Origin of the sequence: Lentzea sp. NBC_00516, assembly GCF_036346835.1 — a bacterium.
Classification (GTDB): Bacteria; Actinomycetota; Actinomycetes; order Mycobacteriales; family Pseudonocardiaceae; genus Lentzea; species Lentzea sokolovensis.
On sequence record NZ_CP107840.1, the window covers coordinates 693,065 to 719,959 of the forward strand.

Annotated in this window: 18 protein-coding genes; 13 read left to right on the top strand and 5 right to left on the bottom strand. The window is 68.1% G+C overall.

Annotated features, from left to right (window positions below):
- Position 1 precedes the first annotated feature (1 nt).
- From OG205_RS03205 to OG205_RS03215, 3 genes are read right to left on the bottom strand one after another with little or no spacing between them, the layout of a single operon-like run.
- Positions 2–1,303: an extracellular solute-binding protein gene (locus OG205_RS03205; RefSeq protein ID WP_330274718.1), complete on the bottom strand. Its 1,302-nt coding sequence runs from the start codon at positions 1,301–1,303 to the stop codon at positions 2–4.
- 28 nt (positions 1,304–1,331) lie between these two features.
- Positions 1,332–2,165: a carbohydrate ABC transporter permease gene (locus tag OG205_RS03210; RefSeq protein WP_330274719.1), complete on the bottom strand. Its 834-nt coding sequence runs from the start codon at positions 2,163–2,165 to the stop codon at positions 1,332–1,334.
- Positions 2,155–3,102: a carbohydrate ABC transporter permease gene (locus tag OG205_RS03215; protein WP_330274720.1), complete on the bottom strand. Its 948-nt coding sequence runs from the start codon at positions 3,100–3,102 to the stop codon at positions 2,155–2,157. Before OG205_RS03215 ends, OG205_RS03210 begins: the two co-directional genes overlap by 11 nt.
- Positions 3,103–3,439: 337 nt before the next feature.
- On the opposite strand from OG205_RS03215, the gene OG205_RS03220 reads away from it, so the two are divergent.
- From OG205_RS03220 to OG205_RS03260, 9 genes are all read left to right on the top strand, one after another.
- Positions 3,440–5,407, top strand: coding sequence for a hypothetical protein (locus OG205_RS03220; RefSeq protein WP_330274721.1), 1,968 nt, complete (start codon positions 3,440–3,442; stop codon positions 5,405–5,407).
- A 116-nt stretch (positions 5,408–5,523) separates the two neighbouring features.
- Positions 5,524–7,407 carry a phosphatase PAP2 family protein gene (locus OG205_RS03225; protein ID WP_330274722.1) on the top strand — a complete coding sequence of 628 codons (1,884 nt, stop codon included), beginning with the start codon at positions 5,524–5,526 and terminating at the stop codon, positions 7,405–7,407.
- 226 nt (positions 7,408–7,633) lie between these two features.
- A complete protein-coding gene (locus OG205_RS03230) occupies positions 7,634–8,557 on the top strand; it encodes a carbohydrate ABC transporter permease (RefSeq protein WP_330274723.1) in 924 nt (307 codons plus the stop codon).
- Positions 8,547–9,380: a carbohydrate ABC transporter permease gene (locus tag OG205_RS03235; RefSeq protein ID WP_330274724.1), complete on the top strand. Its 834-nt coding sequence runs from the start codon at positions 8,547–8,549 to the stop codon at positions 9,378–9,380. Before OG205_RS03230 ends, OG205_RS03235 begins: the two co-directional genes overlap by 11 nt.
- Positions 9,381–9,395: 15 nt before the next feature.
- Positions 9,396–10,703, top strand: coding sequence for an ABC transporter substrate-binding protein (locus tag OG205_RS03240; RefSeq protein WP_330274725.1), 1,308 nt, complete (start codon positions 9,396–9,398; stop codon positions 10,701–10,703).
- A complete protein-coding gene (locus tag OG205_RS03245) occupies positions 10,700–11,782 on the top strand; it encodes a Gfo/Idh/MocA family protein (RefSeq protein ID WP_330274726.1) in 1,083 nt (360 codons plus the stop codon). The genes OG205_RS03240 and OG205_RS03245 overlap by 4 nt, the downstream gene beginning before the upstream one ends.
- Positions 11,779–12,645 (top strand): PmoA family protein, encoded by an 867-nt coding sequence (locus OG205_RS03250; RefSeq protein WP_330274727.1) that lies wholly within the window; start codon positions 11,779–11,781, stop codon positions 12,643–12,645. The genes OG205_RS03245 and OG205_RS03250 overlap by 4 nt, the downstream gene beginning before the upstream one ends.
- On the top strand, positions 12,639–13,352 hold the full coding sequence (locus OG205_RS03255; protein WP_330274728.1) for a cupin domain-containing protein: 714 nt from the start codon (positions 12,639–12,641) through the stop codon (positions 13,350–13,352). Before OG205_RS03250 ends, OG205_RS03255 begins: the two co-directional genes overlap by 7 nt.
- A 74-nt stretch (positions 13,353–13,426) precedes the next feature.
- On the top strand, positions 13,427–14,209 hold the full coding sequence (locus OG205_RS03260; RefSeq protein WP_330274729.1) for a glycoside hydrolase: 783 nt from the start codon (positions 13,427–13,429) through the stop codon (positions 14,207–14,209).
- Between the two features lie 49 nt (positions 14,210–14,258).
- Here OG205_RS03260 and OG205_RS03265 read toward each other — a convergent pair whose 3' ends face one another.
- The gene (locus tag OG205_RS03265) at positions 14,259–15,533 is read right to left on the bottom strand and encodes a YncE family protein (protein WP_442916735.1); all 1,275 of its coding nucleotides are present in this window, start codon (positions 15,531–15,533) and stop codon (positions 14,259–14,261) included.
- Positions 15,534–15,697: 164 nt separating this feature from the next.
- On the opposite strand from OG205_RS03265, the gene OG205_RS03270 reads away from it, so the two are divergent.
- The gene (locus OG205_RS03270; RefSeq protein WP_330274730.1) at positions 15,698–16,342 is read left to right on the top strand and encodes a TetR/AcrR family transcriptional regulator; all 645 of its coding nucleotides are present in this window, start codon (positions 15,698–15,700) and stop codon (positions 16,340–16,342) included.
- Between the two features lie 76 nt (positions 16,343–16,418).
- On the opposite strand, the gene OG205_RS03275 is transcribed toward OG205_RS03270, so the two are convergent.
- Entirely contained in the window at positions 16,419–20,132 is a 3,714-nt protein-coding gene (locus tag OG205_RS03275; RefSeq protein WP_330274731.1) for a glycoside hydrolase family 2 TIM barrel-domain containing protein, read from the bottom strand.
- 249 nt (positions 20,133–20,381) lie between these two features.
- On the opposite strand from OG205_RS03275, the gene OG205_RS03280 reads away from it, so the two are divergent.
- The 3 genes from OG205_RS03280 (at position 20,382) to OG205_RS03290 (ending at position 26,484) form a co-directional block, all read left to right on the top strand.
- Positions 20,382–21,752: a BNR repeat-containing protein gene (locus OG205_RS03280; protein WP_330274732.1), complete on the top strand. Its 1,371-nt coding sequence runs from the start codon at positions 20,382–20,384 to the stop codon at positions 21,750–21,752.
- Position 21,753: 1 nt separating this feature from the next.
- A complete protein-coding gene (locus tag OG205_RS03285) occupies positions 21,754–24,594 on the top strand; it encodes a glycoside hydrolase (protein ID WP_330274733.1) in 2,841 nt (946 codons plus the stop codon).
- Positions 24,595–24,720: 126 nt separating this feature from the next.
- Positions 24,721–26,484 carry a rhamnogalacturonan lyase gene (locus OG205_RS03290; RefSeq protein ID WP_330274734.1) on the top strand — a complete coding sequence of 588 codons (1,764 nt, stop codon included), beginning with the start codon at positions 24,721–24,723 and terminating at the stop codon, positions 26,482–26,484.
- Positions 26,485–26,895: the final 411 nt, after the last annotated feature.

Below are 26,895 nucleotides of genomic sequence, written 5' to 3' on the forward strand. Positions count from 1 at the left end.
GTTACTTGGCCCCGTTCAGCGCGGCTTCGGCGTCGCGGAAGTACTGCGCGACCGCGTCGGGGATGGACATCTTGCCGAACGCGACCTGCTTGGCCGCCGCGTCCAGCGCCGTCTTCGCGTCGTTGTAGCCGGGAGGCGCGGTCGGTGCGTTCGGCAGCCCGTCCTTCGCCACCTCGTCGGCGACGTACTGCGCGTAGGTCACATCTCGCTTGTCGGACGCGGTCAGCGTCGACGTCAACGCGTCCAAAGCCTTGCCCGACGGCGGGATGCCGCGCGTCATGGCCATCGCCTTGATCGCGTCGACGTCGCTGACGAAGAGGTCGATGAGCTTGGCCGCGGCCTCGGGATTCTTGCTCTTGACCGGGATGCAGAGCAGCACGCCGCCGCTGAGCGCCTGCCCGGTCTTGCCGTTGCCGCCGCGCGGCACCACCACGATGTCGAGTGCGTGCTGGGTCAGCGGCTGCATCTGGGCGAGACCCCAGCCGGTGGTCATCGCGATCTGCCCCGAGATCAACGGGTGGCTGCCCGACGCGGAGTCGGTACCGGACAGCATCTCCGGCGGGCAGATCGCACCGGACTTGCGCAGTCCCTCCCACAGGCTGAACCACTCGGCGAGGTCGTCCTTGCCGAACGCGAGCTTGCCCTCGGCGTTGTAGAGGTCCTTGCCACGTTGCCGCAGCCACGGCTGAAGCGCGCCGGAGTCGTCCTTGGACGCGTCGAGCGAGCCGTACTTGCCCTGCCCCATGGCTTTCGACAGCTCACCGGCGATGCGGCCGAAGTCGTCCCACGTCCAGGTGTCGGCGGGGATGGGGATCTTGGCCGTCTCGAAGACGGTCCTGTCGTAGAGGATCGGCGCGAAGCCGGAGCCCGACGGCACGCCGTAGGTCTTGCCGTCGACCGCGCCCGCCGACCGCACGGCCGGGTAGAGCGTGTCGAGGTGGATCGTGCCGGGGATGAACGAGGACAGGTCGGTCAGCACACCCTTGGCCGCGTAGGTGCTCACCAGCGCGGTGTCCATCTGGAAGAGGTCCGGCGGGTTGCCGCCGGCGAACTCGGTGTTGAGCTTGTTGAAGTACCCGTCGTAGCCGGAGTACTGGGCGTCCACCTTGGTGCCGGCCTTCTCGGTGAAGATCTGCAATGCGTTCTGGTACGCCTTGTTGCGCGCTTCACCACCCCACCAACGGAACGTCAGCGAGTTGTTCGACGAGCCACCACCACTGGTCGGCGCGAATCCGCACCCGGTGAGCGAGGCGGCGGCGAGACCACCGGCGAGGCCGAAGAGCCCTCTCCTGGAAACAGACATGGTCTTCCTTTCTGGCGGGGGAAAGGTGTTACTTGACGCCGGTGGTCGCGACGCCCTCGACGAGGCGGCGTTGCGAGACGAGGAAGACGGCGACGGTGGGCACGAGGGTGACCACGGACATCGCCAGCATTCCGCCGTAGCTGGACCCGCTGGCCCGGTCGACGAACGCGTTCAGACCGAGTGGCGCGGTGTAGCGCGTGTGGTCGGACAGGTAGACCAGCTGGCGCAGGAAGTCGTTGAACGTCCAGATGAACGTCAGGATCGTCGTGGTGAGCAGCGCCGGTTTCAGCAGCGGAAGGATGATGCTGAAGAACACCCGCACGTGCCCGGCGCCGTCCAGCTCCGCGGCCTCGTCCAGCTCGCGCGGGATACCGCGGATGAACTGCACCATCAGGAAGATGAAGAAGGCGTCGTAGGCGAGCAGGTACGGCACGACGAGAGGCAGGAACGTGTTGATCCAGTTCAACTGGTAGAAGATCGCGTACTGGGGGATCAGGGTCGCCTGGAACGGCAGCATCATCGTGCCGAGCATCACCCCGAACCAGAACTTCCGGAACGCGAAGTCCAGGCGCGCGAAGGCATACGCCGCCACCGAGCAGGACGCCACGTTCGCGACCACCGTGACGAGCGAGACCGTCAGCGAGTTCGACAGGTACACGGTGAACGAGGTGCCGGTCGCCGTCCAGCCGCTCACGTAGTTGGCGAAGGTGAAGGCGAACGGCAGCGGGTTCATCGTGGAGAAGATCTGGTTCTCCGGCTTGAACGACGCCCCGACCAGCCACACCATCGGATAGATCATCGCCACCAGTACGACCAGCAGCACCGCGTGTGCACGCCATTGGCTCTTCTTCTTAGTCTGCATAGTTCACCCACCGGCGGGCCGACCAGAAGTAGACGGCCGTGAAGAGGCCGATCACGGCGAACAACACCCACGCCATCGCGGAGGCGTAACCCATCTGCATGCTGCCGAATCCCTTGAGGTACAGGTAGAGCGTGTAGAGCAGGGTCGAGTCGATCGGACCGCCCAGTCCGTTCGAGATGACGTAGGCCGGCGTGAACGTCTGGAACGCGTTGATCGTCTCCAGCACGAGGTTGAAGAACACCATGGGGGACAACAGCGGCAGGGTGATCCGGAAGAACGTCGTGAACCGGCCGGCGCCGTCGATGGCCGCGGCCTCGTAGAGGTCCTGCGGCAGCTGCTTCAGGCCGGCGAGGAAGATGAGCATGGGTGTGCCGAACTGCCAGGCGGACAACAGCACCAGCGTCCACATCGCGTAGCGCGGGTCACCGATCCAGTCCGCGCCCTGGACGCCGAACAGCGCGAGGACCTGGTTGACCAGACCGTCGCGGGAGAAGATCTGCCGCCACATCACCGAGACCGCGACGCTCGCGCCCAGCAGTGACGGCAGGTAGAAGGTCGCCCGGTAGAAGCCGAGCGCCCTGAGGCCGCGGTTGAGCGCGACGGCGACGAGCAACGCGGCGGCGAGCTTGAGCGGTACAGAGGTGACCACGTACAACAGCGTCACCTTGACGGACTGCAGGTACCGCTCGTCGGCGAGCAGCCGGGTGTAGTTGTCTGAACCGATCCACTGTGGAGCGGTGAGCAGGTTGAACTTGGTGAACGACAGGTACAGCGAGTAGCCCATCGGGACGAGGGTGAAGGCGAACAGGCCGATCAGCCAGGGCGCCAGGAACCCGTAGCCCACGAGATTGTGCTTGTGCCGCTTGCGTTTGTGCCGTACCGGTGCCTGTTCGGCGACCGGAGGGTCGAGAACGGCAACGCCGCTGTTCTCCGACATGTGAGCCACTCCTGGGACTTCATCGCTGGACCGTTCGGGTCGTCTTGCCGATGCCACGCACGACGCGATCCGCGGTTCGTCCCAGGAATCCGGAAAGCGCTTTCCGGACTGTAGGAACCGAGTACCCGCCTGTCAAGAAGATCTATTGGAAACCTTGTTGCCCACGGGGTCTGCTCGATTTGTGTCTTGACGTGGACCGGGTAAACAAGTTTACGTTTAAATCAACTAGGCGGGTCCCAGCCGCGAAACAACCATGAGCACGAGGAGGCAGAGCACCCCGGTCACGCACGCCCATCTGTGCCGAAGATCTCGGGCGAGCGCCCTGCGAGGAGTTCCGATGACCGCCGCCGCGGTGTATTTGCCGAGTCAGCACGCCAGCGTGCACGACCTGCCCGATGACGACGAACAGCTGCGGATGGTGCTCGCCGGGGCGGTGTCCGCCGCGATCGGCCGGCAGCGTCCCGACGGCAATCTCGAAGATTTCGCCGCTGTCGACGACATCGGTGACATGGCGCTGGGTGTGGTGTCGTTGCTGTGCCTGGCCTGGCACCGCGGCGACCGCCGGGATCCCGAGCTGGTGTCCGCGGTCCGGCGGGGGCTGGACTTCGTGCTGGCCGAACGGGTCTTCCGCGCGGACAACCCCGGCGAGCCCTTCCTGCGCGTGCGCGACAGCGGTCTGCCGTACGCCCGCTACGTGCTCGAGCCGGGCGACCACCCCTTCGGCGACTGGCCGAGCACCGTGTGGGCGTTGCTGCACGCGGTCAACGTGCTGGAGATCGGCCGCGAGGTGATCACCGAGGCTCAGTGGACGGCGCTCGCGGACGTGGCGACCGGCTACTGGCGATGGCTCACCGATGCCAGCGTCTTCAACCCCCAGCAGACGGCGAACCAGGCGATCGGCGCCGTGGTGGCCGGTTTGACGCTGGGGCGCCTGTTGTCCGAAAAGTCCATCGTGGACGATGCGTTGTTCCTGTATCACAGCGAGATCAGGAACAAGCGGATCGTCGACCGCGAGCTGCGGCTGCCGGTGGAGCACGGCGCGGGGCACGACCAGAACTACCTGCCGATCTCGCTCACGTTCCTGGCCAGGGCGTACCAGGTGAGCGGGGAGCAGTGCTTCCTCGACGACGGCGACGAGATCGCCAGGCACCTGGAGACCAGGCTGTCGGCCCGTGGCTTCGACTACGGCGGACCCCGCTACAGCGAGCAGCACTGCGGCTGCGAGGGCATGCTGGGCCTGCGGTTCTTCAGCGGCCGCGTCCAGGCGGAGCTCGGCCGCTACCTGGGTGACCGCCGGGGGGCCTACTACTGCGCCGGCGCACCCGGTGTACCCAGCGGGCATTTCGCTTTCACCACCGTGTGGTTCTTCCTCGACGGTCATCAGTGGTACCGCGAACCGGCTGAAACCCCTGTGCACACGCGGTACTCGCTGCGGCACGGGAAGGTCTCGGTGTCGCTCACGGCCGCGCTGACCCCGTACCTGATCGATGCCGGTGCGACCGCGGTGATCGAGTCCGTCGTGGACCACCAGCACGGCATCGGGCCGCTGGTGCGCGCCGCGGACGGCAGGGGGACGTTGCTCACCCGACCGCTCGGCCCGTCGCGCGTGCGCGACCTGGTGGAGGGCGGGCTGGGCGCCAAACTGGTGACCAAGGCGGTCGTGACCTGGGAGCAGGTCATGCTCGCGGTGCAGCAGCTGTACGTCACCGACGGCGAACGCCTGTACCTGGTCGCGGTGCTCGACCGTGCCGCGCTGCCGACGGGCTCCGAACTCAGGTTCCTCGCCGGTCTGCCCTACGCGACCGCGGACGGCTCCCGGCAACGTCGCATCCGGACGGTCCGTGAGCCTGGCGGGGATCCGTTCGACCTCGCAGAGCCGTGGCGTGCCCTCGTCACCGGCGGAACGCTGCTCGCGGGCGGGCTGGCGCTGAGCGCGGCCGCCGGTCTGACCGTGGAGAACCCGCCGGACGGCGCCGGGTACTTCAACAGCCCGCGAACCGCGGACATGACCCAGGAGCAGCTGTCGTTCTGGCTCGGGGACGACCCGAGGGGCTACGGCGACCCGGACGCCGGCTGGCGCCGCGTCGTCGCGACGAACCACGTGCTGGCCGATCCGATCGCCGACACTCCGCACGGCCGGACCGTCTTCGCTCTCTGTTACGGACCTGAGCCTGTCGCCATGAAGGTGTCGGCTGACGGCGTCGCGGACGGCGTGCAGGTGCGCACGCCGTTCTTCACAGCAGTGATCGGCCACCCCTCCGGTGACGTGGGCGGAGAGCCGGTACTTCGGCTGGTCGAGCGGTGAACTGTTAACGCTCACACCCTCCACGAACTCGGGTCCCGTTCTGTCTCGATGCGTATTGTGCACACAAACCTCCGTACGGCCACAGATGTCCACACAGGACTATTGGGAGCGTTAACATGACAACCGCCGAGACGTTCGACCGCAGGAGTCTGCTGCGTCGTTCGGCGATGCTGTCCGCAGCCCTGCTGATCGGTCCCGCCGCGCTGGACCGCGCCCTCGAAGCGAGCGCCGCCGAGTTGCCGACCGGCGCGGCGCCCTTCGTCGACTCCTACCGGACGAACGTGCCGGCCAACCTCACGCCGGAGACGAACGCCGCTGTGCGCGCTCTTTCCGGGATGCAGGACCTTTGGCGCACCGGCAGCACGTGGGACAACGGCGTCGTGCTGCGCCGGGACGTGCTCACGGCCAACATCCGCCACTGCGCGCGAATCACCTCGGCGCGGACCGCCGACCAGGCCAAGCGAGCGTTCATCGTGGACCGTCAGCACCAGAGCTACAGCGCCATCGGCGGCCTCGGCCCGCTGGCCGACCTGTACAAGGCGGGCGCCAAGGCCGTCACCGGCATCACCTCGGCGCCGGACGGCACGCCTCCGTCCACTGTGGAGGAGAAGCTGCCCCCGGACGCGCCGGCCGGATCTGCGCTGGGCGCGGGCTCACCGGACTCCGCGCTGGGCCAGGTCGTGCTCCTGGTCAACACGCTGCGCGGGCCGTTCGCCTCCGGCAACCCGTCGAAGTACGCCTACCAGTACCCCCGGCCGTGGCGGATGACCCCGGACAGTTCGGTGGTCCCGACCGGGGAGACCGACGAGTTCGGCTACCCGGTCTACCGCTCCGAGGTCCTGGTCGCTCCGCAGTTGTTGCGCCAGCGCAACCTCAGTCCCGTCGACGACGCCGGCTATCCGAGCGGGCACACGAACGCGCTGCACCTGGCGTGCCTGGCACTGGCCTACGCGGTCCCTGAACGGTTCCAGGAACTGGTGACCAGGGCGTTCGACCTGGCCGACATGCGGATCGTGGCCGGCATGCACTCCCCGGCCGACGTCATCGGCGGCCGGATCCTCGCCACGGCTCTGGCCGCCGCGACTCTGGCGGACCCGCAGAACGCCACGCTCAAGGCCGCGGCGAGGACTCAGGCGAGCGAGTACCTCCGGCAACGCACCGGCGCCGACCTGTTCGCCTACGCGCACTCCGCCGGTATTTCGGCCGACCCGTACGCCGACCGCGAGGTGAACGCCGCGCTCGTGGCACCGCGCCTGGCCTACGGGCTGCCCAGTACCGGACGCCGCGTGCCGATGGCCGTGCCCAAGGGCGCGGAGGTGCTCCTGGAGACCCGGCTGCCGTACCTCGGCGCGAGCCAGCGCCGCGAGGTCCTGCGCACGACGGGGCTGCCGTCCGGGCACGCGCTGCTCGACGGACCGGAGCAGTGGGGCAGGCTGAACCTCTTCGCCGCGGCCGACGGCTTCGGCGCGTTCGACTCGGACGTGCGCGTCGAGATGGACGCGAACCGCGGTGGCTTCCACGCCGCCGACACCTGGCACAACGCGATCGGCGGCGATGGCGGGCTGGTCAAGAGGGGCAGTGGCACCCTGACGCTGGCCGGCGCCAACGGCTACACCGGTGGCACCCGTGTCGAGGGCGGCACGCTCGTGGCCGCGTCGCCGTCCGCGCTCGGCCGGGGCGACGTCGACCTCCGTGCGGGAACGCTGCGACTGACGGACCAGGTCCGGGTGCGCGGCTATCGGCAGCGTCCGGGCACGACCCTGGCGGTCACCGGACGGCAGGGCGACCGCGCCGCACTGGCCGCGGTACGCCCGGTGACGCTGTCGTTCGGCAGCAGGCTGGAGATATCGCTGGAGGACGTGCGGGCCGGCGCCATGATCCCGGTGCTCACCGCGCCCGTGCTGCTCGGCCGGTTCAGCCGCATCACGGTGGAAGGGAGCGAACGCCGGGTGCAGGCCTGCTACAGCCCGACCGGACTTTCGCTACGCGTCCTGAGCTAGCGTCGAGGTCGATGAGGGGAGCTTTCCCGAACCTGGGGGTTGGGAAAGCTCCCCTCATCGGCTCTCGGTCCGCGAGTCAGAACTCGGACCACAAAGGACTTCAGTCGAACAGGCGCGGCTCCGTTCGACAACGGCATTCGACTCCATTCGACTCCCTTGCTTGACGCTCATGATGCTCCGTTGCAGACTCTGGAAAGCGTTTTCCAGCCGATGAGGTCGGGAGTTCATGAGCGCGCTAGACGAACTGCGCCAGCTGCGCCGCGGTGGTGTTCAAGTCCGCAAGCGGGACAACAAAGCCGCGTTCTGGTTCCTCGCGCCCTGGTTCGCCGGACTGCTCCTCGTCACGGTCGGTCCGGTACTCGCGTCCTTCGGACTGGGCTTCACCAGGTACAACCTGATCCAGCCGCCGAAGTTCATCGGATTCGACAACTTCGCGCGCATCCTCAGCGACGCGCGCCTGCACAACGCGCTGCGGGTGACGTTCACGTACGTGCTCGTGTCCGTGCCCTTGCAACTGGCGTGCGCGCTGGGCGTCGCGCTGCTGCTCAACCGCGGCCTGCGCGGGCTCGCGTTCTACCGCTCGGCGTTCTACCTGCCGTCGCTGCTCGGGTCGAGCGTGGCGATCGCGGTGCTGTGGACGCAGGTCTTCGGCACCGAGGGCCTGGTGAACCGCGTGCTGGGCTTCTTCGGGGTCGAGGGCAAGGGGTGGATCTCCGACCCGGACACCGCGCTGTCGACCCTGATCGTGCTGAACGTGTGGACGTTCGGCTCACCGATGATCATCTTCCTGGCCGGGCTGCGGCAGATCCCCGAGGTCTACTACGAGGCCGCCGCGATCGACGGGGCCGGCAGGTGGTCGCGGTTCTGGCGGATCACCCTGCCGCTGCTGTCGCCGATCCTGTTCTTCAACCTGGTGCTGCAGATCATCCACGCGTTCCAGTCGTTCACGCAGGCGTTCGTCGTCTCCGGCGGCACCGGCGGACCGTCCGACTCGACCATGTTCTACACGCTCTACCTGTACCAGCAGGGTTTCAGCCGGTTCGACATGGGTTACGCGTCGGCGCTGGCCTGGTTCCTGCTGCTGATCATCGCGGCGTTCACGGCGATCAACTTCTGGGCGGCGAAGTACTGGGTGTTCTATGACGACTGAGCGGCTTTCCCGGCTGGCCAAGCACACCGGTCTGGTCCTGTTCGGGTTCGTGATGCTGTACCCGGTGCTGTGGATGGTCGTGAGCTCGTTGCGGCCGGGTGACGAGATCTTCCGCAGCCCCGGGCTGATCCTCGACAGCTTCCAGACCGAGAACTACACCGAGGGCTGGAACGCGCTCACGCCGTCGTTCGGGACCTACCTGCTGAACTCGGCGATCCTGGTGCTGGGCTGCATCGTCGGCAACCTGGTGTCGTGCTCGATGGCGGCCTACGCCTTCGCCCGGTTGCAGTTCACCGGCAAGCGGTGGTGGTTCGGCCTCATGCTCGGCACGATCATGCTGCCGATCCACGTGATCATCGTGCCGCAGTACGTGCTGTTCTCGAACATCGGCTGGGTCAACACGTTCCTGCCGCTGATCGTGCCGAAGATCCTCGCCACCGACGCGTTCTTCGTCTTCCTGATGGTGCAGTTCATCCGGGGCCTGCCGCGTGAGCTCGACGAGGCGGCGCGCATCGACGGATGCGGCCACCCGCGGATCTTCGCGCAGATCGTGCTGCCGCTGATGAAACCGGCGCTCGCGACCACCACGATCTTCACGTTCATCTGGACGTGGAACGACTTCTTCAGCCAGCTGATCTACCTGACGGACCCGGACATGTACACGGTTCCCGTCGCCCTGCGCTCGTTCGTCGACTCGACGGTCGCCACGTCGTGGGGCTCGCAGTTCGCGATGAGCGTCGTGTCGCTCCTCCCGATCTTCCTCGCGTTCCTCGTCGGCCAGCGGTACCTCGTCCAGGGGATCGCCACGACCGGGGGCAAGTAGCCGAAAGGACAGCTCATGTTCAGAGGTGTTCGCCGCGGTGCCGTGTGGGCGGTTCTGCTGTCGCTGACCGCGTCCCTGGCGGCGTGCGGGTCCGGATCCGACGCGGGTGGCGACCTGACGACGGAGAAGGTCACGCTGCGCTTCACCTGGTGGGGCGCCGACGACCGGCACAAGCGGACCCAGCAGGTCATCGAGATGTTCCAGAAGAAGCACCCGAACATCACCGTCAAGGGCGAGTTCAAGGAGTGGAACGGCTACTGGGACAGCCTCGCCACCACGATGGCGGCCAACGACGCGCCGGACATCATGCAGATGGACGAGCTCTACATCGCCTCCTACGCCGAGCGCGGCGCGTTGCTCGATCTGAACGAGTCCAAGAAGCACCTCGACACCGCGAACTTCGACCAGAAGGCGCTCGCGACCGGTGCGATCGCGGGCAAGCAGTACGGGTTGCCGGTGGGCCTGGGCATGTACTCGATCATGGTCAACCTCGACATGCTGGCGAAGTACAACATTCCCGTGCCCGATGACACCAAGTGGTCGTGGGACGACCTGAGGAAGATCGGCGACCAGGTGTCGAAGGCCGGTGGCGGTCAGGTGTTCGGCGTGCAGTCGCCCGGCATCAACGACGCGGCCGGGCTGAGCATCCGGGCGCGGCAGCAGGGCAAGGCGATGTTCGACGCGGACGCGAAGGTCGTGCTGCCGCAGGAGATCGCGCGCGACTACTGGCAGTACATCCTCGACCTGTCGAAGTCCGGTGTCGCGGCACCGCCGTCGGTGACCGTCGAGAAGGCCTCCGCCGGGCTGAACCAGTCCGCCACCGCGACCGGCACCGCGGCGTTCGGCCTGTGGTGGAACACCCAGCTCACGGCACTGACCGCCGCCAGCGGCGCCAAGCTGAAGCTGTTGCGGCTGCCCGGTGAGACGCAGGGCACCGCGCCCGGTGCCTACTACAAGCCGTCGATGTTCTGGTCGGTGTCCTCGCGGTCGAAGTACCCGGCCGAGGCAGCGGCGTTCGTGAGCTTCCTCGCCAACGACGAGGAGGCCGCGAAGATCCTGCTGACCGAACGCGGCGTGCCCGCCAACCAGAAGATCCGCGAGGCGATCGCGGGGCAGCTCAAGGACACCGACAAGGCCGCCAAGGAGTACCTCGACACGGTCCCGGTCAGCGACCCGCCCAGGATCACGCCGAACGGCGCCAGCACCCTCGACACCATCCTCAAGCGGCACACCGAGGACGTGCTGTTCGGCCGGACCACGCCCGACGCCGCCGCCGCGGCGTTCATCAAGGAAGTCCAGTCCGAAGTGGACGCGGCGAAGTGAGGCGTGCCGCCATCATCGGCACGGGTGCCATCGCGGCCGCCCACGCCGAAGCGCTGCGGGCGACGGGAGAACGCGTCGAACTGGTCGCTGTGGTGGACGTGGACGCCGGTCGTGCGACGGCGTTCGCCGAGGAGTGGGGTGTGCCGCGCACACACCCCTCTCCGGCCGCGTTGCTCGACGCGGAGGACCTGGATCTGGTGCACATCTGCACACCGCCGCGCTCCCACGTGCCGCTCGCGCTGGAGTGCCTCGCCGGGAACGTGAACGTGCTGGTGGAGAAGCCGCCGGCGTTGTCGCTGAGCGAGATCGACATGCTGATCGCGGCCGAGCACGGCTCGACCGGCCGGGTCGCGACGGTGTTCCAGCACCGCTTCGGGCCCGCCGCGATCCGGTTGCGGCGGCTGGTCTCCGAGGGGGTGCTCGGCCGGTCGTTCGTCGCCAAGTGCGACACGCTCTGGTATCGCGGCGACGCCTACTTCGACGTGCCGTGGCGCGGCACGTGGGAGAGCGAGGGCGGCGGGCCGACGATGGGCCACGGCATCCACCAGTTCGACCTGCTGCTGTCGATCCTGGGGCCGTGGCAGGAGATCCGGGCCGTGGCGGTCCGGCAGGCGCGGGACGTGCAGACCGAGGACGTCTCGATGGCGCTGGTGACCTTCGCCGACGGCACGGTCGCCTCGGTGATCAACTCCCTGCTGTCGCCGAGGGAGACCTCGCAGCTGAGGTTCGACTTCGAGCGCGCCACGGTCGAGGTCGAGCACCTCTACGGCTACACCGACGCGCATTGGACCGTGACTCCCGCGCCCGGCCACGACGAGGTCGTCGGTGCCTGGCGTGGCGAGCAGCCGCTGGTCGTGAGCGGCCACCGGTGTCAGCTGACGGCGTTGCTGGACGCGCTGGACAGCGGCGAGACGCCACCGGTGACCCTGGCGGACACCAGGAACACGATGGAGTTCGTCGCGGCGCTCTACGCCTCCGCGTTCACCGGTGCCGTGGTGAAGGCAGGCGAGATCGGCCCGGACAGCCCGTTCTACGCGACGATGGAAGGAATCGGTGCCCCGTGGGCGGATCCCCGGTGATCACGAGGCAGGACGACGAGGTGCTCGCCGTGTCGGTGGGCGACGTCGAGCTCTTCCGGTACGTGCACCGGCCGTCGACGCCGGCGTTCGAGGGGCCGAAGCCCTACCTGCATCCCGTGCGCACGCTGGCCGGTGACGTGGTGACGGCGTTCCGGCCGCACGACCACCGTTGGCACAAGGGCGTGCAGATGACCGCGACCGACGTGTCGGGGGAGAACTTCTGGGGTGGCGTGACGTACGTGCGCGACCAGGGGTACGTGGTGCTGCCCAACGTCGGGACCATGCGGCACGAGGACTTCGAGGTCGACGGCGCCCGGTTCACCGAGCGGCTGTCCTGGTTCACCGAGGCGGGCGAGCGCTGGGTCGGGGAGACGCGCTCGTTCTCGGTGCGTGACGTCGAGGACGACTCGTGGACGCTGGAGTTCGCCACCACGCTGACGAACCTCCGCCTGGAGCCGTTGGTCTTCGGCAGCCCGACGACCAACGGGCGGGAACTCGCCGGTTACACCGGTTTCTTCTGGCGCGGGCCGCGTTCGTTCACCGACGGCGCCGTTCTCGCGGCAGACGGGGGAGTGGGCCAGGAGATGATGGGCGAGACCGCGCGGTGGCTCGCGTTCATCGGCCGCCACGACGAGGTGGACCGGTCGTCGACGCTGCTGTTCCTGGACCACCCGGACAACAAGGACACACACTGGTTCGTGCGCAGCACACCGTTCGCCGCGGTCAACCCGTCGTTCGCCTTCCACGACACGGTGGAGCTTGCTCCTGGCGACGCGCTGAACCTGCGCTACCGGCTCGTCGTGGCCGACGGCGAGTGGAACAGGGACCGACTGGAATCCTATGTGGAGGAACATCCGTGGTGACGCCGTTTCCCGGTGGGGTGGGGATCTCCGGTCTGAGGGTGTACGACTGGCCGGCGGTGGACGGGGTCTGCGGCGGCTCGCCGCACGTCCACCTCGCCTGTGCGGAGTGCTACTACGTGATCGGCGGGCGGGGCAGCGTCCAGACCCTGACCCGTCGCGGGTTCGCCGAGACGCCGCTGCGCGAGGGCACCGTCGCCTGGTTCACCCCTGGGACGATCCACCGCCTGGTCAACGACGATGACCTGCGGATCCTCGTCGTGATGCAGAACAGCGGCCTGCCGGAGGCGGGGGACGCGGTGTTCACGTTCCCCACCGAGGTGCTGGCCGACGCGGAGAACTACCCCGCGCACGCTCAGGCCGGTGACGAGGAGTCGGCCAGGCGGCGCAGGGACCTCGCCATCGAGGGATTCCAGGAGTTGCGGCGACGCGTCGAGGCGGGCGAGGACGCGGCGCTGGAGGACTTCTACCGATCCGCCGTGCGGCTGAAGCAGGACGTTCTGGACGCCTGGGAGAAGCGGTGGCGGTCCGGTGCCCTGGCCTCGGCCGAACGCACCGGTGAGCAGCTCAACCGGTTGCGGGAAGGCGACATCGGCCACCTCGCGGACGCGGACGTCCACGTGATGCGCGCGGAAGGGCCGCAGCGGCTCGGCATGTGCGGCCGGCTCGACGTCCACGACCCGGCGGAGGGCAGCTCTCCGCACGACTGACTCGTCGAGTCGAACCGTTCGTCGAATCGACGGAACTGTTGTGCGGCAACAAGTCCATGCCGGACAGTGAGGCGATGAGAATCGCAGCAGGCGCACTCGTCGTCGTCCTCACCGCCGCTTCCACGACCCCCGCGAACGCGGCGGCGTGGGAAGAGGTGATCGGGACGGGCTCCTTCAGCGGCTACGGCGCGCTGGAGTCGGAATGGAACTACCGCTACCCGTGGGGCTCCGACCACAACGGCACGGCCAGGATGTACGCGAGTTCCAGCGACCACAACCACGTGTCGCTGTCCGGCGGCGTGCTGACGGTGAAGGCGACGCGCATCTCGTGGGACGAGGGCAACAGCGGGGCCGATCCGCACCTGCCCATCCGCTACCACTCCGGCGCGATCCACGCCAAGGAGCACGTCGTCGTGAACGACCAGTTCCCGAACTGGGAGGTGAAGGGCGACTTCCAGGCGCCGTCCACCCGCGGCACCTGGCCCGCGTTCTGGCTGACCGGGGTCAACAGCTGGCCGCCGGAGAGCGACATCCTGGAGCTCAAGGGGGACAACCGGAACTGGTTCAACACCTTCCGGACGTCCAGCGACGTGTCGAGCTCGATCGTCGGGGTGTCCTCGCCGGGCTCGTGGCACACCTACCGGGCGTGGATGACCAAGGTGAACAACACCGACGTCGTCATCCACTACTACCTCGACGGCAAGTGGATCGCCCAGCACACCGCGAGGAACTTCGTCGGCAAGCCGCTCTGGGTGATCATCAACCTGCAGATGGAGGGCTCGTCCGGCAGCCCGGGCCCGACCGCGGAGACCGTCTACCGGGCCCGCAACGTCTACATCGGACGCACGCGGGCGTGAAAAGGAGGCGGCCCCGGCGAACACCGGGGCCACCTCCTTTGGCCGGGGGTCAGTTGGTGGGGCTGGTCCAGTCGGCGGAGATGTGGGCGACGCGGACGCGTTGCGGGTGGTCGCCGACGGGTACGGAGACGACTTTCTGGCCGGTGCCGAAGTCGATCGCGGTGACCTGGTCGGCACCGCTCTCGGAGATGACGCACTGGCGGCCGTCGCCGCTGACGGTGGCCCAGTAGGGCTTGGAAGCGGTGACGAGCGGGCCTTCCCGCAGGGTGGCGCGGTCGACGACGGTGGCGTAGTCGTCCATGGTTCCGGCGACGCACAGCTTGCTGCCGTCCGGGTTCATGGACAGGCCGTGGTGGCGTGAGTCGTTGACGAAGGTGGTGCGGTCGTCGCTGGTGTCCGGGTTCTTCGGCAGGGTCTTCACCTGGGTGATCCTGTCGGTGGCGACGTCGTACTCGATGAAGCCGTTGAAGTACGACACCTGGAAGTACAGCTTCGAGAAGTCGGGGCTGAACGTCGCGGGCCGCACTGCGTTGGACAGGTCCTTGCGGCCGAAGGCGTCCAGCTTGCCGCGCATGTCGATGGTGCGGACGACCTGGTAGGTGGCGGCGTCGACGACGGTGATGTGCCGGTCGCCCTTCAGGAAGTCCTGCCACGGGGCGTCGAAGTTGTTGTTGACCTCGCCGATCGACATGTTCCAGAGGTACCTGCCGCCGTTGGTGAAGACGTTCTCGTGCGGCTTGTCACCGGTCTTGAAGGAGCCGAGCTGCCGGCCGGTGTTGATGTCCAGCACGTGCACGGTGTTGGACGTCGACGCCGAGACCGCGATCTTGGTGCCGTCGGGGGAGACGGCCATGTGGTCGGCGCGGAAGCCCGACACGGGGAACCGCCACTTGATGTTCCCGGTGGCCAGGTCGAGGGAGACGACGTCGGCGAAGCTGGGTCGTGAGACGACCATGGCCGTGCCGTCGGGGGTGGAGTACATGTCGTCGACGAACTGGTCGTGCCCCTCGCCGGGGCCTGAGCGAATACCGAGGAAGAAGGCCAGCTTGATCGGGTTGAGGTAGATCTCGGTGAGTCGCTGGTCCTTGTCGGGGATGACGTTGATCCGGCCGATCTTGGCGAAGTCGCCGGTGGAGGAGATGACGTCGGCGGTGCCGTCCCAGTTGTTGCCGACGAACATCACTTCACGCAGCGGCGCCGCGGAGGCGGCCGGACTGGTGACGCAGGCGGCGAGCACTGCCGCCGCGGCGACAGCGTGGGTGAGGCGACGGCGTGTGAGAGCGCTTCCGGAAGGTTTCCGCGCAGGGGTGGACGAAGCGTGCATCGTTGCATCTCCGAATGAAGTGGGCGCCGGCAAGGGAGGGCGCATGCCGCAGGGAGATCTGAACTTGGCCAAGTTCAGATCTTACCTACTGGATAGTAGGCTGACGTGATCCCGGCCACAAGAGCCAGTGGAGGCAACCACCTCACCCATCCGTTGGAGGCACCGTGGCAGGCAGGATCACCCCGGCGGAGGGTCGTTACGGCGGCAAGGACGCGGCCGAGCGCCGGGACGAGCGGCGCGGGCGGTTCCGGGAAGCGGGCCTGGAGACGTTCGGCACCGCACAGGGTTTCCGGGGTACCCGCCTGGGTGATCTGTGCAAGGCCGCCGGTCTGTCGAGCCGCCAGTTCTACGAGGAGTACCGCGCCCTGGAGGACCTGCTGGCCGACCTGCACCTCCACGTCAACGACGTGGCGGGGAAGGCCGTCGCCGAGGTGCTGCCCGGCACCGCGCACCTGAGTCTGCCGGAGCTGCTGCCCCGGTTGGTGCACGCCTACGTGAAGGGCGCCTGCGCCGACCCGCGGCACGCCCGCATCGCCTACGTCGAGGTCGTCGGAGTCAGCCCCCGCATGGACCGTCAGCGCCTCGAACGCCGCGCCATCTGGGTCGAGATGATCAACCGGCTGGCCGCGGACGCCGCCGCACGGGGCGAGATCCCTCCTGGCGACTACCGCATCACCGCCGCGGCCATCATCGGCGCCGTCAACGGACTCATGCACGACTGGGTCGTCGGGTGGGTCGACGCGACGCTGGACGAGGTCGCGGACGAGCTGGCCCAGATGGTGCTCGGCAGGTACCAGATCGCCGAATGAGCAGAACGTCCACATCGGACGCACGCGGGCGTGAAAAGGAGGTGGCCCCGGCGAACATCGGGGCCACCTCTTCCGGTCAGGCCCCCGCCGGAAGGCCCGACCAGGCCTCCTGCGACGTCAGCGGTCGCATCGTGATCGTGTACTCGTAGGTGCTGTCAGGACGGACCTGGCTGCGCTGCCGCACCGGGTTCGGCGTGTCACCGACACCGGTCACGGCGTGATCGGCGTGCAGCGTGAAGTACCCCTTGTTGCGCTGCAACATGAACGGGTACGCGGCGCGCTCGATGTCGTCGTACTGCGTCACGCTGACCTCGCGAGCGCCCGACACCAGCAGGCCGGACGTGCGTCCGTCGGTGAGCAGCGCCCACCGGGTGTCGGTGTGGTTGCCGTGGTCCTGCGGACGGTGGTACTCGACGTACTGGTCGGCCACCGAACTGGAGTGCACCCCGATCGGCGTGCCGTCCTTGCGGTCGACGTAGCTCTCCGCCTTCCTGCCGTACCAGGAGAACTCGGAGAAGCGGTCGGGCACGGACAGCTGGACACCGATGCGCGGCAGGTACGGCAGCGTCCGCATCGAACCCTGCGGCGTCACCCGGTGCCCGAGTCGCAGCACACCGGCCGAGTCCACCGAGTAGACCATCGTCTGGTCGAACCACGCCCCGCTCACACCGGGTGCGGCGACCTTGCTGTCCACGATGATCCGGGTGGCCTTGTGGCCGTCCTTCTCCACCCGCACACCGGACACGGTGGTCTCCAGGCGGTCCAGGCCGGCCTTGCGCCAGTCCTCGCCCTCGGCGCGGCCCCACGTGTAGGTCTCGTTGCTGATCGGAGCACGCCACGCGTCGAGCTTCGGACCGCTGGTGAGCAGTTCGCGGCCCCACGACTTCATGGACGTCAGCGCACCGGACTTCTTGTCGACCGTGTACGCGGCGCCTGCCGCCGTGGCGGTGACCTTCTGGGCGTCCTCCTGGGTGAACACGACGGCCCAGTCGAGCGGCGCCTTGTCCAGACCGGGAACGCGGCTGCCGCCCAGCGAGAACTGGTCGTGCGCGAGGACGTGCCCGGCCGGAAGCAGCGGTGCCTTGGCCGACGTGACCGTCTCGACCGTCAGGAACCGTTCGCGATCCGCGTCGTTGACCGGCACCGGCAGCGAGATCGGCGCGGTCGAGGCGGCGGCGACGCGCAACGGCTGTTCGCCGCTCTTGACCACCCGTGAGCCTTCGGTGACCCGCCAGCGCAGGGTGAGGTCGTCGGTGCCGGTGAACTGCCGTTCGTTGGTCACCGACAGCACACCGCCCGAGTAGCCGAACCGGATCGGCTGGTGTGCCCACGCCATCTGCGTGGTCTCCGGCTGCGCCTTGCGGTCCGTGCCGATCAGACCGTCCACACCGGACAGCGTCGACCCGTACGCGAAGTGCGTGCCGCGTTCCCGCACGCTGTCGAAGTCGAGCGCCAGCACGGCGCCGCCGGCCGGCGCGGCGGAGGCACCGAGTTCGGCGGCCGGCAACGCCCGGTCGTACACGCGCACGTCGTCGACCTCACCGCGGGCCATCCAGCCGACGGTCGACGGGTCGTTCCACGACATCTCGAAGTCGCGGCCGATGTTCACGTCCGCCGCCGAGTAGTCGATCGCGCCGGTGAACGGCAGGGTGCCCACCTCGGCACCGTCGATGTACAGCCGCAGGGCGGTGCCGTCGTAGGTGCCGCTGACCCGGTGCCACTTGCCGTAGAAGTCGGCGGGCACCTTCGCCTGCACCGCACGCCACGTGCCGCTGTGGATGAAGAACTCGAGCGTGGTCTCGTTCTTCATCTTGAGCGTCCACTGGTGGTCGCCCTTGGCGATGATGGGGAACTGGCCGGTCCACTTGCCGGGCTTGACCCACGCGTCGAGCGTCAGCGCGGTGCCGGTGATGTCGAGCTTGCGGTCGCGGTAGACCTCGACGAAGTCGTCGAGCCCGGACAGCGACAGCGCCTTGCCACGGTGGCCGTCGACCAGCTTCGGCGCACCGGAGAGCAACGCGGTGATGTCGTTGCCCGAACTGTCCGGCGCGACGCGGGTCTTCTGCTTGATGTTCTGCTCGGCCCAGTCCCAGATGAAGCCGCCCTGGGTCTGCGGGTTGGCGCGGATGATGTCCCAGAACTCGCGGAAGTTGCCCAGGCTGTTGCCCATCGCGTGGGCGTACTCGCCGAAGATCAACGGCTTGGTCGTGCTCTTCGCCTGCTCGGCGAACCTCTCCGGCGACGGGTAGCGCGGCCCCCACACGTCGGCGAACGGCGCGTCACCGTCGGGGTTGTTGGACTGGTGGTAGATCGGCCGTGACGGGTCGTTGGCCTTGAGCCACTTCGCCATCTCGTAGTGGTGCGCGCCGAGCCCCGCCTCGTTGCCGGTGTCCCACAGGAAGACGCTCGGATGGTTCTTGTCGCGCTCGACCATGCCGATCAGCCGGTCCAGGAACGTGTCGCGCCACTCCGGCTGGTTGGCCTGGCACCACCGGGCGCAGTTCTCGTGGTTGTGGGTCTCGATGTCGACCTCGTCGTCGATCCAGATGCCGTGCTTGTCGGCGAGGTCGTAGAAGTACGGGTCGCTCGGGTAGTGCGAGGTGCGCACGGCGTTGACGTTGAGTTGCTCCATCAGCGCCACGTCACGTTCCTGCGCCGCACGCGGGACGTGCCGGCCGTGGTCCGGGTCGGTCTCCGCGCGGTTGACGCCCTTGAACAGCACGCGCTTGCCGTTGATCAGCAGCGTCTTGTCGCGGATCTCGATCTCGCGGAAACCTGTGGTGTCACTGGTGATGTGCGTGGTCTTGCCGTCGGGCGCGGTCAGCGTCAGCACGACGGTGTAGAGGTTCGGCGTCTCGTCGGTCCACTTGGCCGGGTTGCGGACGGGCAGCGTCAGGCGTGCGGTGCTGCCGTCGGTTTCCTGGCTCACCGCAACGACTTCGGTTCCGCGAGAGTCGCGCAGGCTGGCGGTGACGCGGTGCGTGCCGGTGGTGCCGCCGGGTTTGTGGCCGAGTTCGACGTCCGCGGTGAGGGTCGCGTCGGTGTAGGTGGCGTCGAGGTCGGTCTTGAGCGTGACGTCCTGGATGAACGTGGCGGGCGTCGAGTACAGCGACACCGAGCGGAAGATGCCGGAGTACCGCCACTGGTCGTAGTCCTCGAGGTACGAACCGGCGCTCCAGCGGTGCACCTGGACGGCGATCTTGTTGCGGCCCGGTCGCAGCGCGGAGGAGATGTCGAACTCGGCCGGGGTGTAGCCACCCTGGTCGTAGCCGATGTACTTGCCGTTGACCCACACGAAGTAGCTGGACGTCACGCCCTCGAAGCGCACGAACGTCGCGCGCTTCGTCCAGTCCGCGGGCACCTCGAAGTCGCGGACGTACGCACCGGTCGGGTTCACGTCGCGGGGCACGCGGGGCGGGTCGTCCGGCTGCACCTCGGTGGCGATGTTGCGGAAGATCGGGTGGTCCAGGCCGTCGGTCTGCCAGGTGTGCGGCACGGTCACCGCGCGCCAGCCGGACGTGTCGTAGTCGTCGGCGTAGAACCGCGCCGGAACGTCGGCGGGCTTGTCCGCCATGGAGATCCGCCACTTGCCGTCCAGTGACTGCGTGAACGGCGTGCGCTCGTCGCGGCGCACGGCCGAGGCGACGTCCGCCTGCGGGAGGAGCAACGCGTGGTGCGGCTCCTGTCCCTCGGCGATCTTGCGCGGATCTTCGAGGTAGGTGTGCACGTCCGGAGGTGGATCGGCTGCGGAGGCGATCGGTGTCGTCGAACCCACCGCAACTAACAGCACCGTGGCAAGAACAATCGCGCGCCGCACGCTGAACCTCCATGTTCAGACAGAACTGAACACAAGTGAACAGTCGAGGTGGAAGAGCGACAAGGGGCCACGAGGTCCGGGCCGTTCACAGGGCGCCCGCTGTTATCGAACAGGTCGACGCTTGCGTTCGATTTTGTTCGACTTCACGCTCCGGGGGAACCAGTCGAACCGCGACCTGCCGGGGGAACCGTGAAGAGGACAGCTCTGAGCTTGGTGGCCTTGATGCTGCTGGCATCGCCAGGAGCCGCGATGGGTGCGCCCGCGGCGGCACCGGCGGTGAGCCTCGTGAGCGATACGCTGCTCGATCCTTCGGCGCTGTACTTCGTGTCCTACGACGGGGTGGTGAACAACAACTCGTTCCAGCAGGACGCGATCCTTACGTACCAAGGACGTCAGTACGCCACCTGGTACACCGCGAGCCGCAACGCCGTGGTCGCGCGGCGGACCGTGGGCAGCACGCAGTGGGAGACCGTGGTCCTGCCGCACCGGCTCAGCGTCGACGACTCGCACAACGTGATCTCGCTGGGAATCTCCTCGCAGGACAACGCGATCCACGTCGCGCTGGACACGCACAACACGCGCTTGTTCTACTTCCGGTCCCAGCCAGGCCTCGCGACCGGCGCCCAGCAGTGGAACGCCGCCGCGTTCGGTCCGGTGCAGCGCACGCTCGGCGGCGTCGAGCTCGGCTCCATGACGTACCCGCAGTTCGTGGTGACGCCCGAGGGCAGGCTGCAGTTCAGCTACCGCACCGGTGGCTCCGGCAACGGCGTCAACGAGCTGGCCGAGTACTCCGGCGGCACGTGGCGCAAGCTCGGCGGCTGGTCGTCCGCCACCGGTTCGTACACCGGCCCGAACGGCGTGGTGTCCACGACCCGGAACATGTACCTGCACGGCCTGACCTATGACCGAAGTGGACGGTTGCACGCCGCTTTCACCTGGCGTGAAGGCAACTCCGGCGTGCTGTGCAACGCGGGCGGGCTGACCAACCACGACACCGGGTACGTCTACAGCGACGACCGCGGCCGGACGTGGCGCAACGGTGCCGGAACCGTGGTGGGCACGACCGGCGGCGCGTCGGTGAGCGTCAACTCGCCAGGCCTGGTGGCCGATCCGCTCGACCCGAACCACGGCCTGATGAACCAGGAGAGTCAGGCCGTGGACTCCCAGGGCCGGCCGCACGTGGTGATCAGCTACGTCCCCGGCCGGTTCACCCAGTGCGTGTCGAACTACGCGCAGCAGCGCACGCAGTACGGCCGCACCTTCCACGTCTTCCGCGGGGCGGACGGCAGGTGGACCAAGATGGAGGTCCCGATCCCGCCGAACAGCAGCCAGCGCACGAAGATCGTGTTCGACCGGGACGACAACGCGTACCTCGTGCTGCCGCGCGGGAAGATCGTGGCGGCGAGCAAGGCCAGCGGATGGACGGACTGGACGACGTTGTTCGACCGCCCGTCGATGCAGGCGTTCGGCGAGGTGAACGTGGACGCGTCGCGCGTCGCGTCCCAGGGAATCCTGTCGGTGCAGTACCAGCAGACCTCCAGCGGCACCACGCCGTCGCCGATCCGCGTCGCCGACTTCCGGCTGGGGGCCTGACATGGCGCGACTTCTGCTGGCTCTCACCCTCGTCGCCGCCGGCCTCTCCACGCCGGTCGCGGTCGCGGCCCCGTTGCCGCAGAACGCGGTCACCGTTCGCGTCGACCCGTCCTACCAGCAACCGGAGTTCGAGGGCTGGGGCACCAGCCTGGTGTGGTTCGCGAACATCACCGGTGGTTATCCGGAGCCGATCCGCCGCAAGCTCGTCGACCTGCTGTTCGGTGAGGACGGACTGCGGCTGAACATCGCGCGGTACAACATCGGCGGCGGCAACGCGCCTGACGTCCGCGAGGACTACATGAAGAAGGGCGCGACGATGGAGGGCTTCTGGAAAGCCCCTCCCGGCACCACGCGTGAGGACGTGGACTGGTGGCAGCCGGAAAACCCTGACCACTGGGACCTCGCCGCGGACGCCAACCAGCGCTGGTGGATCGACCAGGTCAAGCGCAAGGTCACCAAGTGGGAGGCGTTCAGCAACTCGCCGCCGTGGTTCCAGACCGTCAGCGGCTACGTCTCCGGTGGGTTCGACGCGAACACCGACCAGATCCGCCGCGACCGCGTCGAGGACTTCGCCACATACCTGGCGCGCGTGACCCAGGAGATCGAACGCGCGCACGGCATCAAGTTCGACACGCTCGCCCCGTTGAACGAGCCCAACACGAACTACTGGGGCACGCAGATCGGCCCTGACGGCCAGCCGACCGGCGGACGCCAGGAGGGCGCGCACGCCGGACCCGAGTTGCAGCAGGAGGTTCTGCTCGCGACCCGACGCGCGCTCGACGAGGTGCGGTCACGGGTGAAGGTGTCCGCGATGGACGAGACGAACCCGGGCACGTTCGTGCGCAACTGGAACGGCTACGGCCCGGCGCGGGACGTGGTCGACCAGCTGAACGTGCACACCTACGGCACCGGCCAGCGCACCAGCGTCCGCGACATCGCCAAGGGCGCCGGCGAGAAGCTCTGGATGAGCGAGGTCGAGGGCACCTGGGGCAACGGCACCACCGACTACACGAGCATGGAACCCGGTCTGGGCATGGCGACCAGGATGCTCGAGGACATCCGCGAGCTCGAACCGTCCGCGTGGGTGTTCTGGCAGCCGGTCGAGGACACCGCCCCGCAGACGGCCGCGGGCAAGAACTGGGGCAGCGTCCACATCCCGTTCGACTGCAAGGCGAACGACACGCTGGAAACCTGTCCTGTCAGGACCAACACCAAGTTCCACACCATCCGCAACTTCACCCACTTCGTCCGGCCGGGCGACCGGTTCGTCAAGACCGACGACCCGTCGAGCGTCGCCGCGGTGAAGAGGTTCGGTCTGGACGCGACCGTCGTCCACGTCAACAGCGGCAACACCGATCGCGCGGTGACGCTGGACCTGTCCCGGTTCGGGCTCGTCTCGCCGCTGGCCAAGGTGACGCCCGTGGTCACCGACGCGTCCGGTGCCCTCGTGCGCGGCAAGCCGGTGCGGGTGGCGGGGAAGTCGGCGACGCTCACGGTGCCGGCGAAGTCCGTCACCACGTTCCTCGTCGACGGAGTGGCCGGGGTCTCCGGCGACGCCGCGCTCGTCCAGCCCGATCACGTGTACCGGATCGCCACGGGCGGAAAGTCCCTGCAGCCGTCCGACGACTGGGCGAAAGCGGTCCTGCGGACCACCGACACCTCGAGTGCGCGACAGCTGTGGGCGGTGCGGAAACTGGGGTTCGGCAACGGAAACCGCGAGCGGTTCGAGATCGTCAGCGCCGTGACCGGAACCCGGCTGGCCGCCTCCGGTGACGCCGTCGTGCTGCAGTCGGCCGGCGACACCGCGGCTCAGTGGATCATGTCGACGACCGGTGACGGCGGCTGGACGTTCGTCAACGCCGCCACCGGCACGCTGATCGAGGCGACCGGGGAGACCGTGTCGGCCAGGACCCCGACCTCCGGCGCGAGCCAGCGCTGGACACCGGTCGACGAGACCGTGCAACGGGTTCAGGACGCCGCCGTGTTCACGGTTCCCAAGCTGCGGCCCGTGCTGCCGCAGACCGTGACGCCGGTGTACCCGGACGGAGCGCGAGGCGCTCTTCCCGTGGTCTGGAACCTCCCGCCGGACTGGCACTGGCAGCAGCCCGGCACCGTGCGCGTCCACGGCACGGCGACGGACGTGCTCGGGCGGAAGTTGCCCGCACTGGCCGTGGTCACCGTCGACACGATCGCCTCGACCCTGCCCGCCCGCGCGAAGACCTACGTCGGCGGGCGGCCCGAGTTGCCGGCCACCGTCACGGGTGTCGGAAAGCGGGGTGGCAAGGCCGAACTCCCCGTGGTGTGGGACGCCGCGGTGTTCGACCACGTCGGGACGGTGACGGTGTCCGGACGTGCCAGGGTCGTCGACGGCAGCACGGTGGCCGCCACGGCGGTCGTGCAGGTGACCGAGCCCGTCGAGGTCAACGCGGCGCTCGACTCGGCCGTCGCGGCGACCTACACCGAGTCCGGCTACTCCGCGGACCGGCTGCGCAACGGCGTCACGGAGGAGAAGGCGTGGTCGAACTGGAGGTCCGGCACCAAGAACCCGTCCGACACGATCACCTTCACCCTGCCCGGAACCCGTGATCTCACGCGGGTGGCCGTGCATTCGCACCGCGACGGCGAGGGAGGCATCGCCCAGAACCTCAAGGTCCAGGTGCGCACGGTCGACGGCACGTGGGTCGACGCGAGCGGCGACGTCGAAGTCACCGCACTGCGAACGGAGGTCGTGCTGAACCCTTCACCGCCGGCCACCGCCGTGCGAGTCGTCCTCACCGCGCGTCCGTCCGGATACCTCACCCTCGGCGAGATCGAGGTGCTGGCGAAGGCCTCTGCTTTGTGAGCGTCGAATTCAGGTCGAAGAAATCACCCTCCTCGCATTCGATTTGTTCGACGCTACTGTTCCTCGTGGTGAAACGTTTCAATTCTTGCGAGGAACAATTGTTCGGTGTCAGGAGGGTGATCGACGATGAGACGGACGACGATGTCAGCGCTGCTCGCGGCGATACTCGTCGCGAGCGGCGTTCCCGCGCTCGCGGCTGAACCGGCGGGTGCCGCCGAACGCGGGCTGGTCAGCACTCGGTCGGTGCGCGGCGACGGCAACTTCGTGTCGTGGCGGCTGCTCGGCGGTGACGCCACCGATGTGGCGTTCAACGTCTACCGCGACGGGGTGAAGGTCAACCGCGTGCCGGTGACGACGGCGACGAGCTATCTCGACGCGGGTGCGCCCGCGACCGCGTCCTACTCGGTGCGCCAGGTGAGCGGAGGCGTGGAATCGGCGGCGGCCACGCGTTCCGTCGGCACCCTGGAGACGAGCAGGGACGTCCCGATCCAGAGTCCGGGATCCGGTTACGTGGCGAACGACGCGTCGGTCGGCGACCTGGACGGCGACGGCGAGTACGAGATCGTCCTGAAGTGGGATCCCGCTGACGCCAAGGACAACTCGCAGGCGGGTCGCACGGGCAACGTGTACCTGGACGCGTACAAGCTCAGCGGCACCCGGTTGTGGCGCGTCGACCTCGGCCGCAACATCCGGGCGGGCGCGCACTACACGCAGTTCCAGGTCTTCGACTACGACGGTGACGGCAGAGCCGAGATCGCCGTGAAGACCGCGGACGGCACGCGGTCGGGCACCGGGCAGGTGATCGGCAACGCGAACGCCGACCACCGCAACAGCGACGGTTACATCCTTACCGGACCGGAGTTCCTCTCGGTGTTCCGTGGCACGGACGGCGCGGTGCTCGACACCGAGAACTACGTGCCACCACGCGGAACCGTCTCGTCGTGGGGTGACAACTACGGCAACCGGGTCGACCGCTTCCTGGCCGCCACCGCGTACCTGGACGGCTCGCGGCCGAGCATCGTGATGGCCCGCGGGTACTACACCCGCAGCGTGATCTCGGCGTGGGACTTCCGGAACGGGCAGCTGACCCAGCGCTGGACGTTCGACTCGGCGTCCCAGTCGAACCGCGCGGCCTGGGAGGGCAAGGGCAACCACAACCTCTCGATCGCCGACGTGGACGGCGACGGCCGCGACGAGGTCGTCTACGGCTCCATGGCCATCGACGACAACGGCCGCGGCCTGTGGCAGAACAGCACCCACCACGGCGACGCCCTGCACGTCGGCGACTTCATCCCGGGAAGGCCGGGACTGGAGGTCTTCAAGCCGTCTGAGTGGACGACCGAGGTCTCGCACTGGATGGGCGACGCGCGCACCGGTCAGATCATCTGGAGCGCGCCGTCGTGCGGCTGCGACAACGGCCGCGGGGTCGCCGCGGACATCTGGGCCGGCAACCCCGGCGCGGAGGCGTGGTCGGCGTCCGTGGGAGGCCTGCGCAGTGCCACCACGGGAGCCCAGGTCGCCGCGCGCAAGCCCGGTTCGATCAACTTCGTGATCTGGTGGGACGGTGACGCGCAGCGCGAGCTGCTCAACGGCACCACCATCGACAAGTACGGCCCCAACGGCGACACGCGGCTGCTCACCGGTTCGGGCGTGGCCTCCAACAACGGCACCAAGTCCACGCCGGCGTTGCAGGCGGACATCCTCGGCGACTGGCGCGAGGAGGTCATCTGGCGGACCTCGGACAGCCGGGCGTTGCGGATCTACTCGACCACCGAGCCGACGACGATCCGGCGGGCCTCGCTGATGGAGGACCGGCAGTACCGGGAGGCGGTGGCGTGGCAGAACACCGCCTACAACCAGCCGCCACACCCGAGTTTCGCGTCGCCCTGATTTGACTGAACACCGAATTCGCGGACGGGATCGCCCGTCCGCGTATTCGGCATTTCGGACTGTTTCGTGAATTGCGCTTGGCGGAAAACCGTTGGACGCGTCACGAGCGGCTGTGTTCGATCACGTGATGCCTGTCTTGTTGAGCACGCCGGGTGTTGACGACCTGGACGAGGGGATGTCGGCTTCTACTGGCAGTTCGGTTCGGAGGTGACCGTCGCGGCGTTGCGAACATGGCGTCCTGCCGGCGGACAAGGCCCACGTCGAAGCGCTCTGGCAGGGCCGATTCCGGGAAGTGCTGCAAGAGGACGGCTGGGAACTGGATGAGCCGTGGATCCCGATGGTGCGGGACCTGAGCGCGCCTGTAGCGGACAGCGGCGTGCGGATCGAGGTGGTCGGCCCCGAACGGGTCGA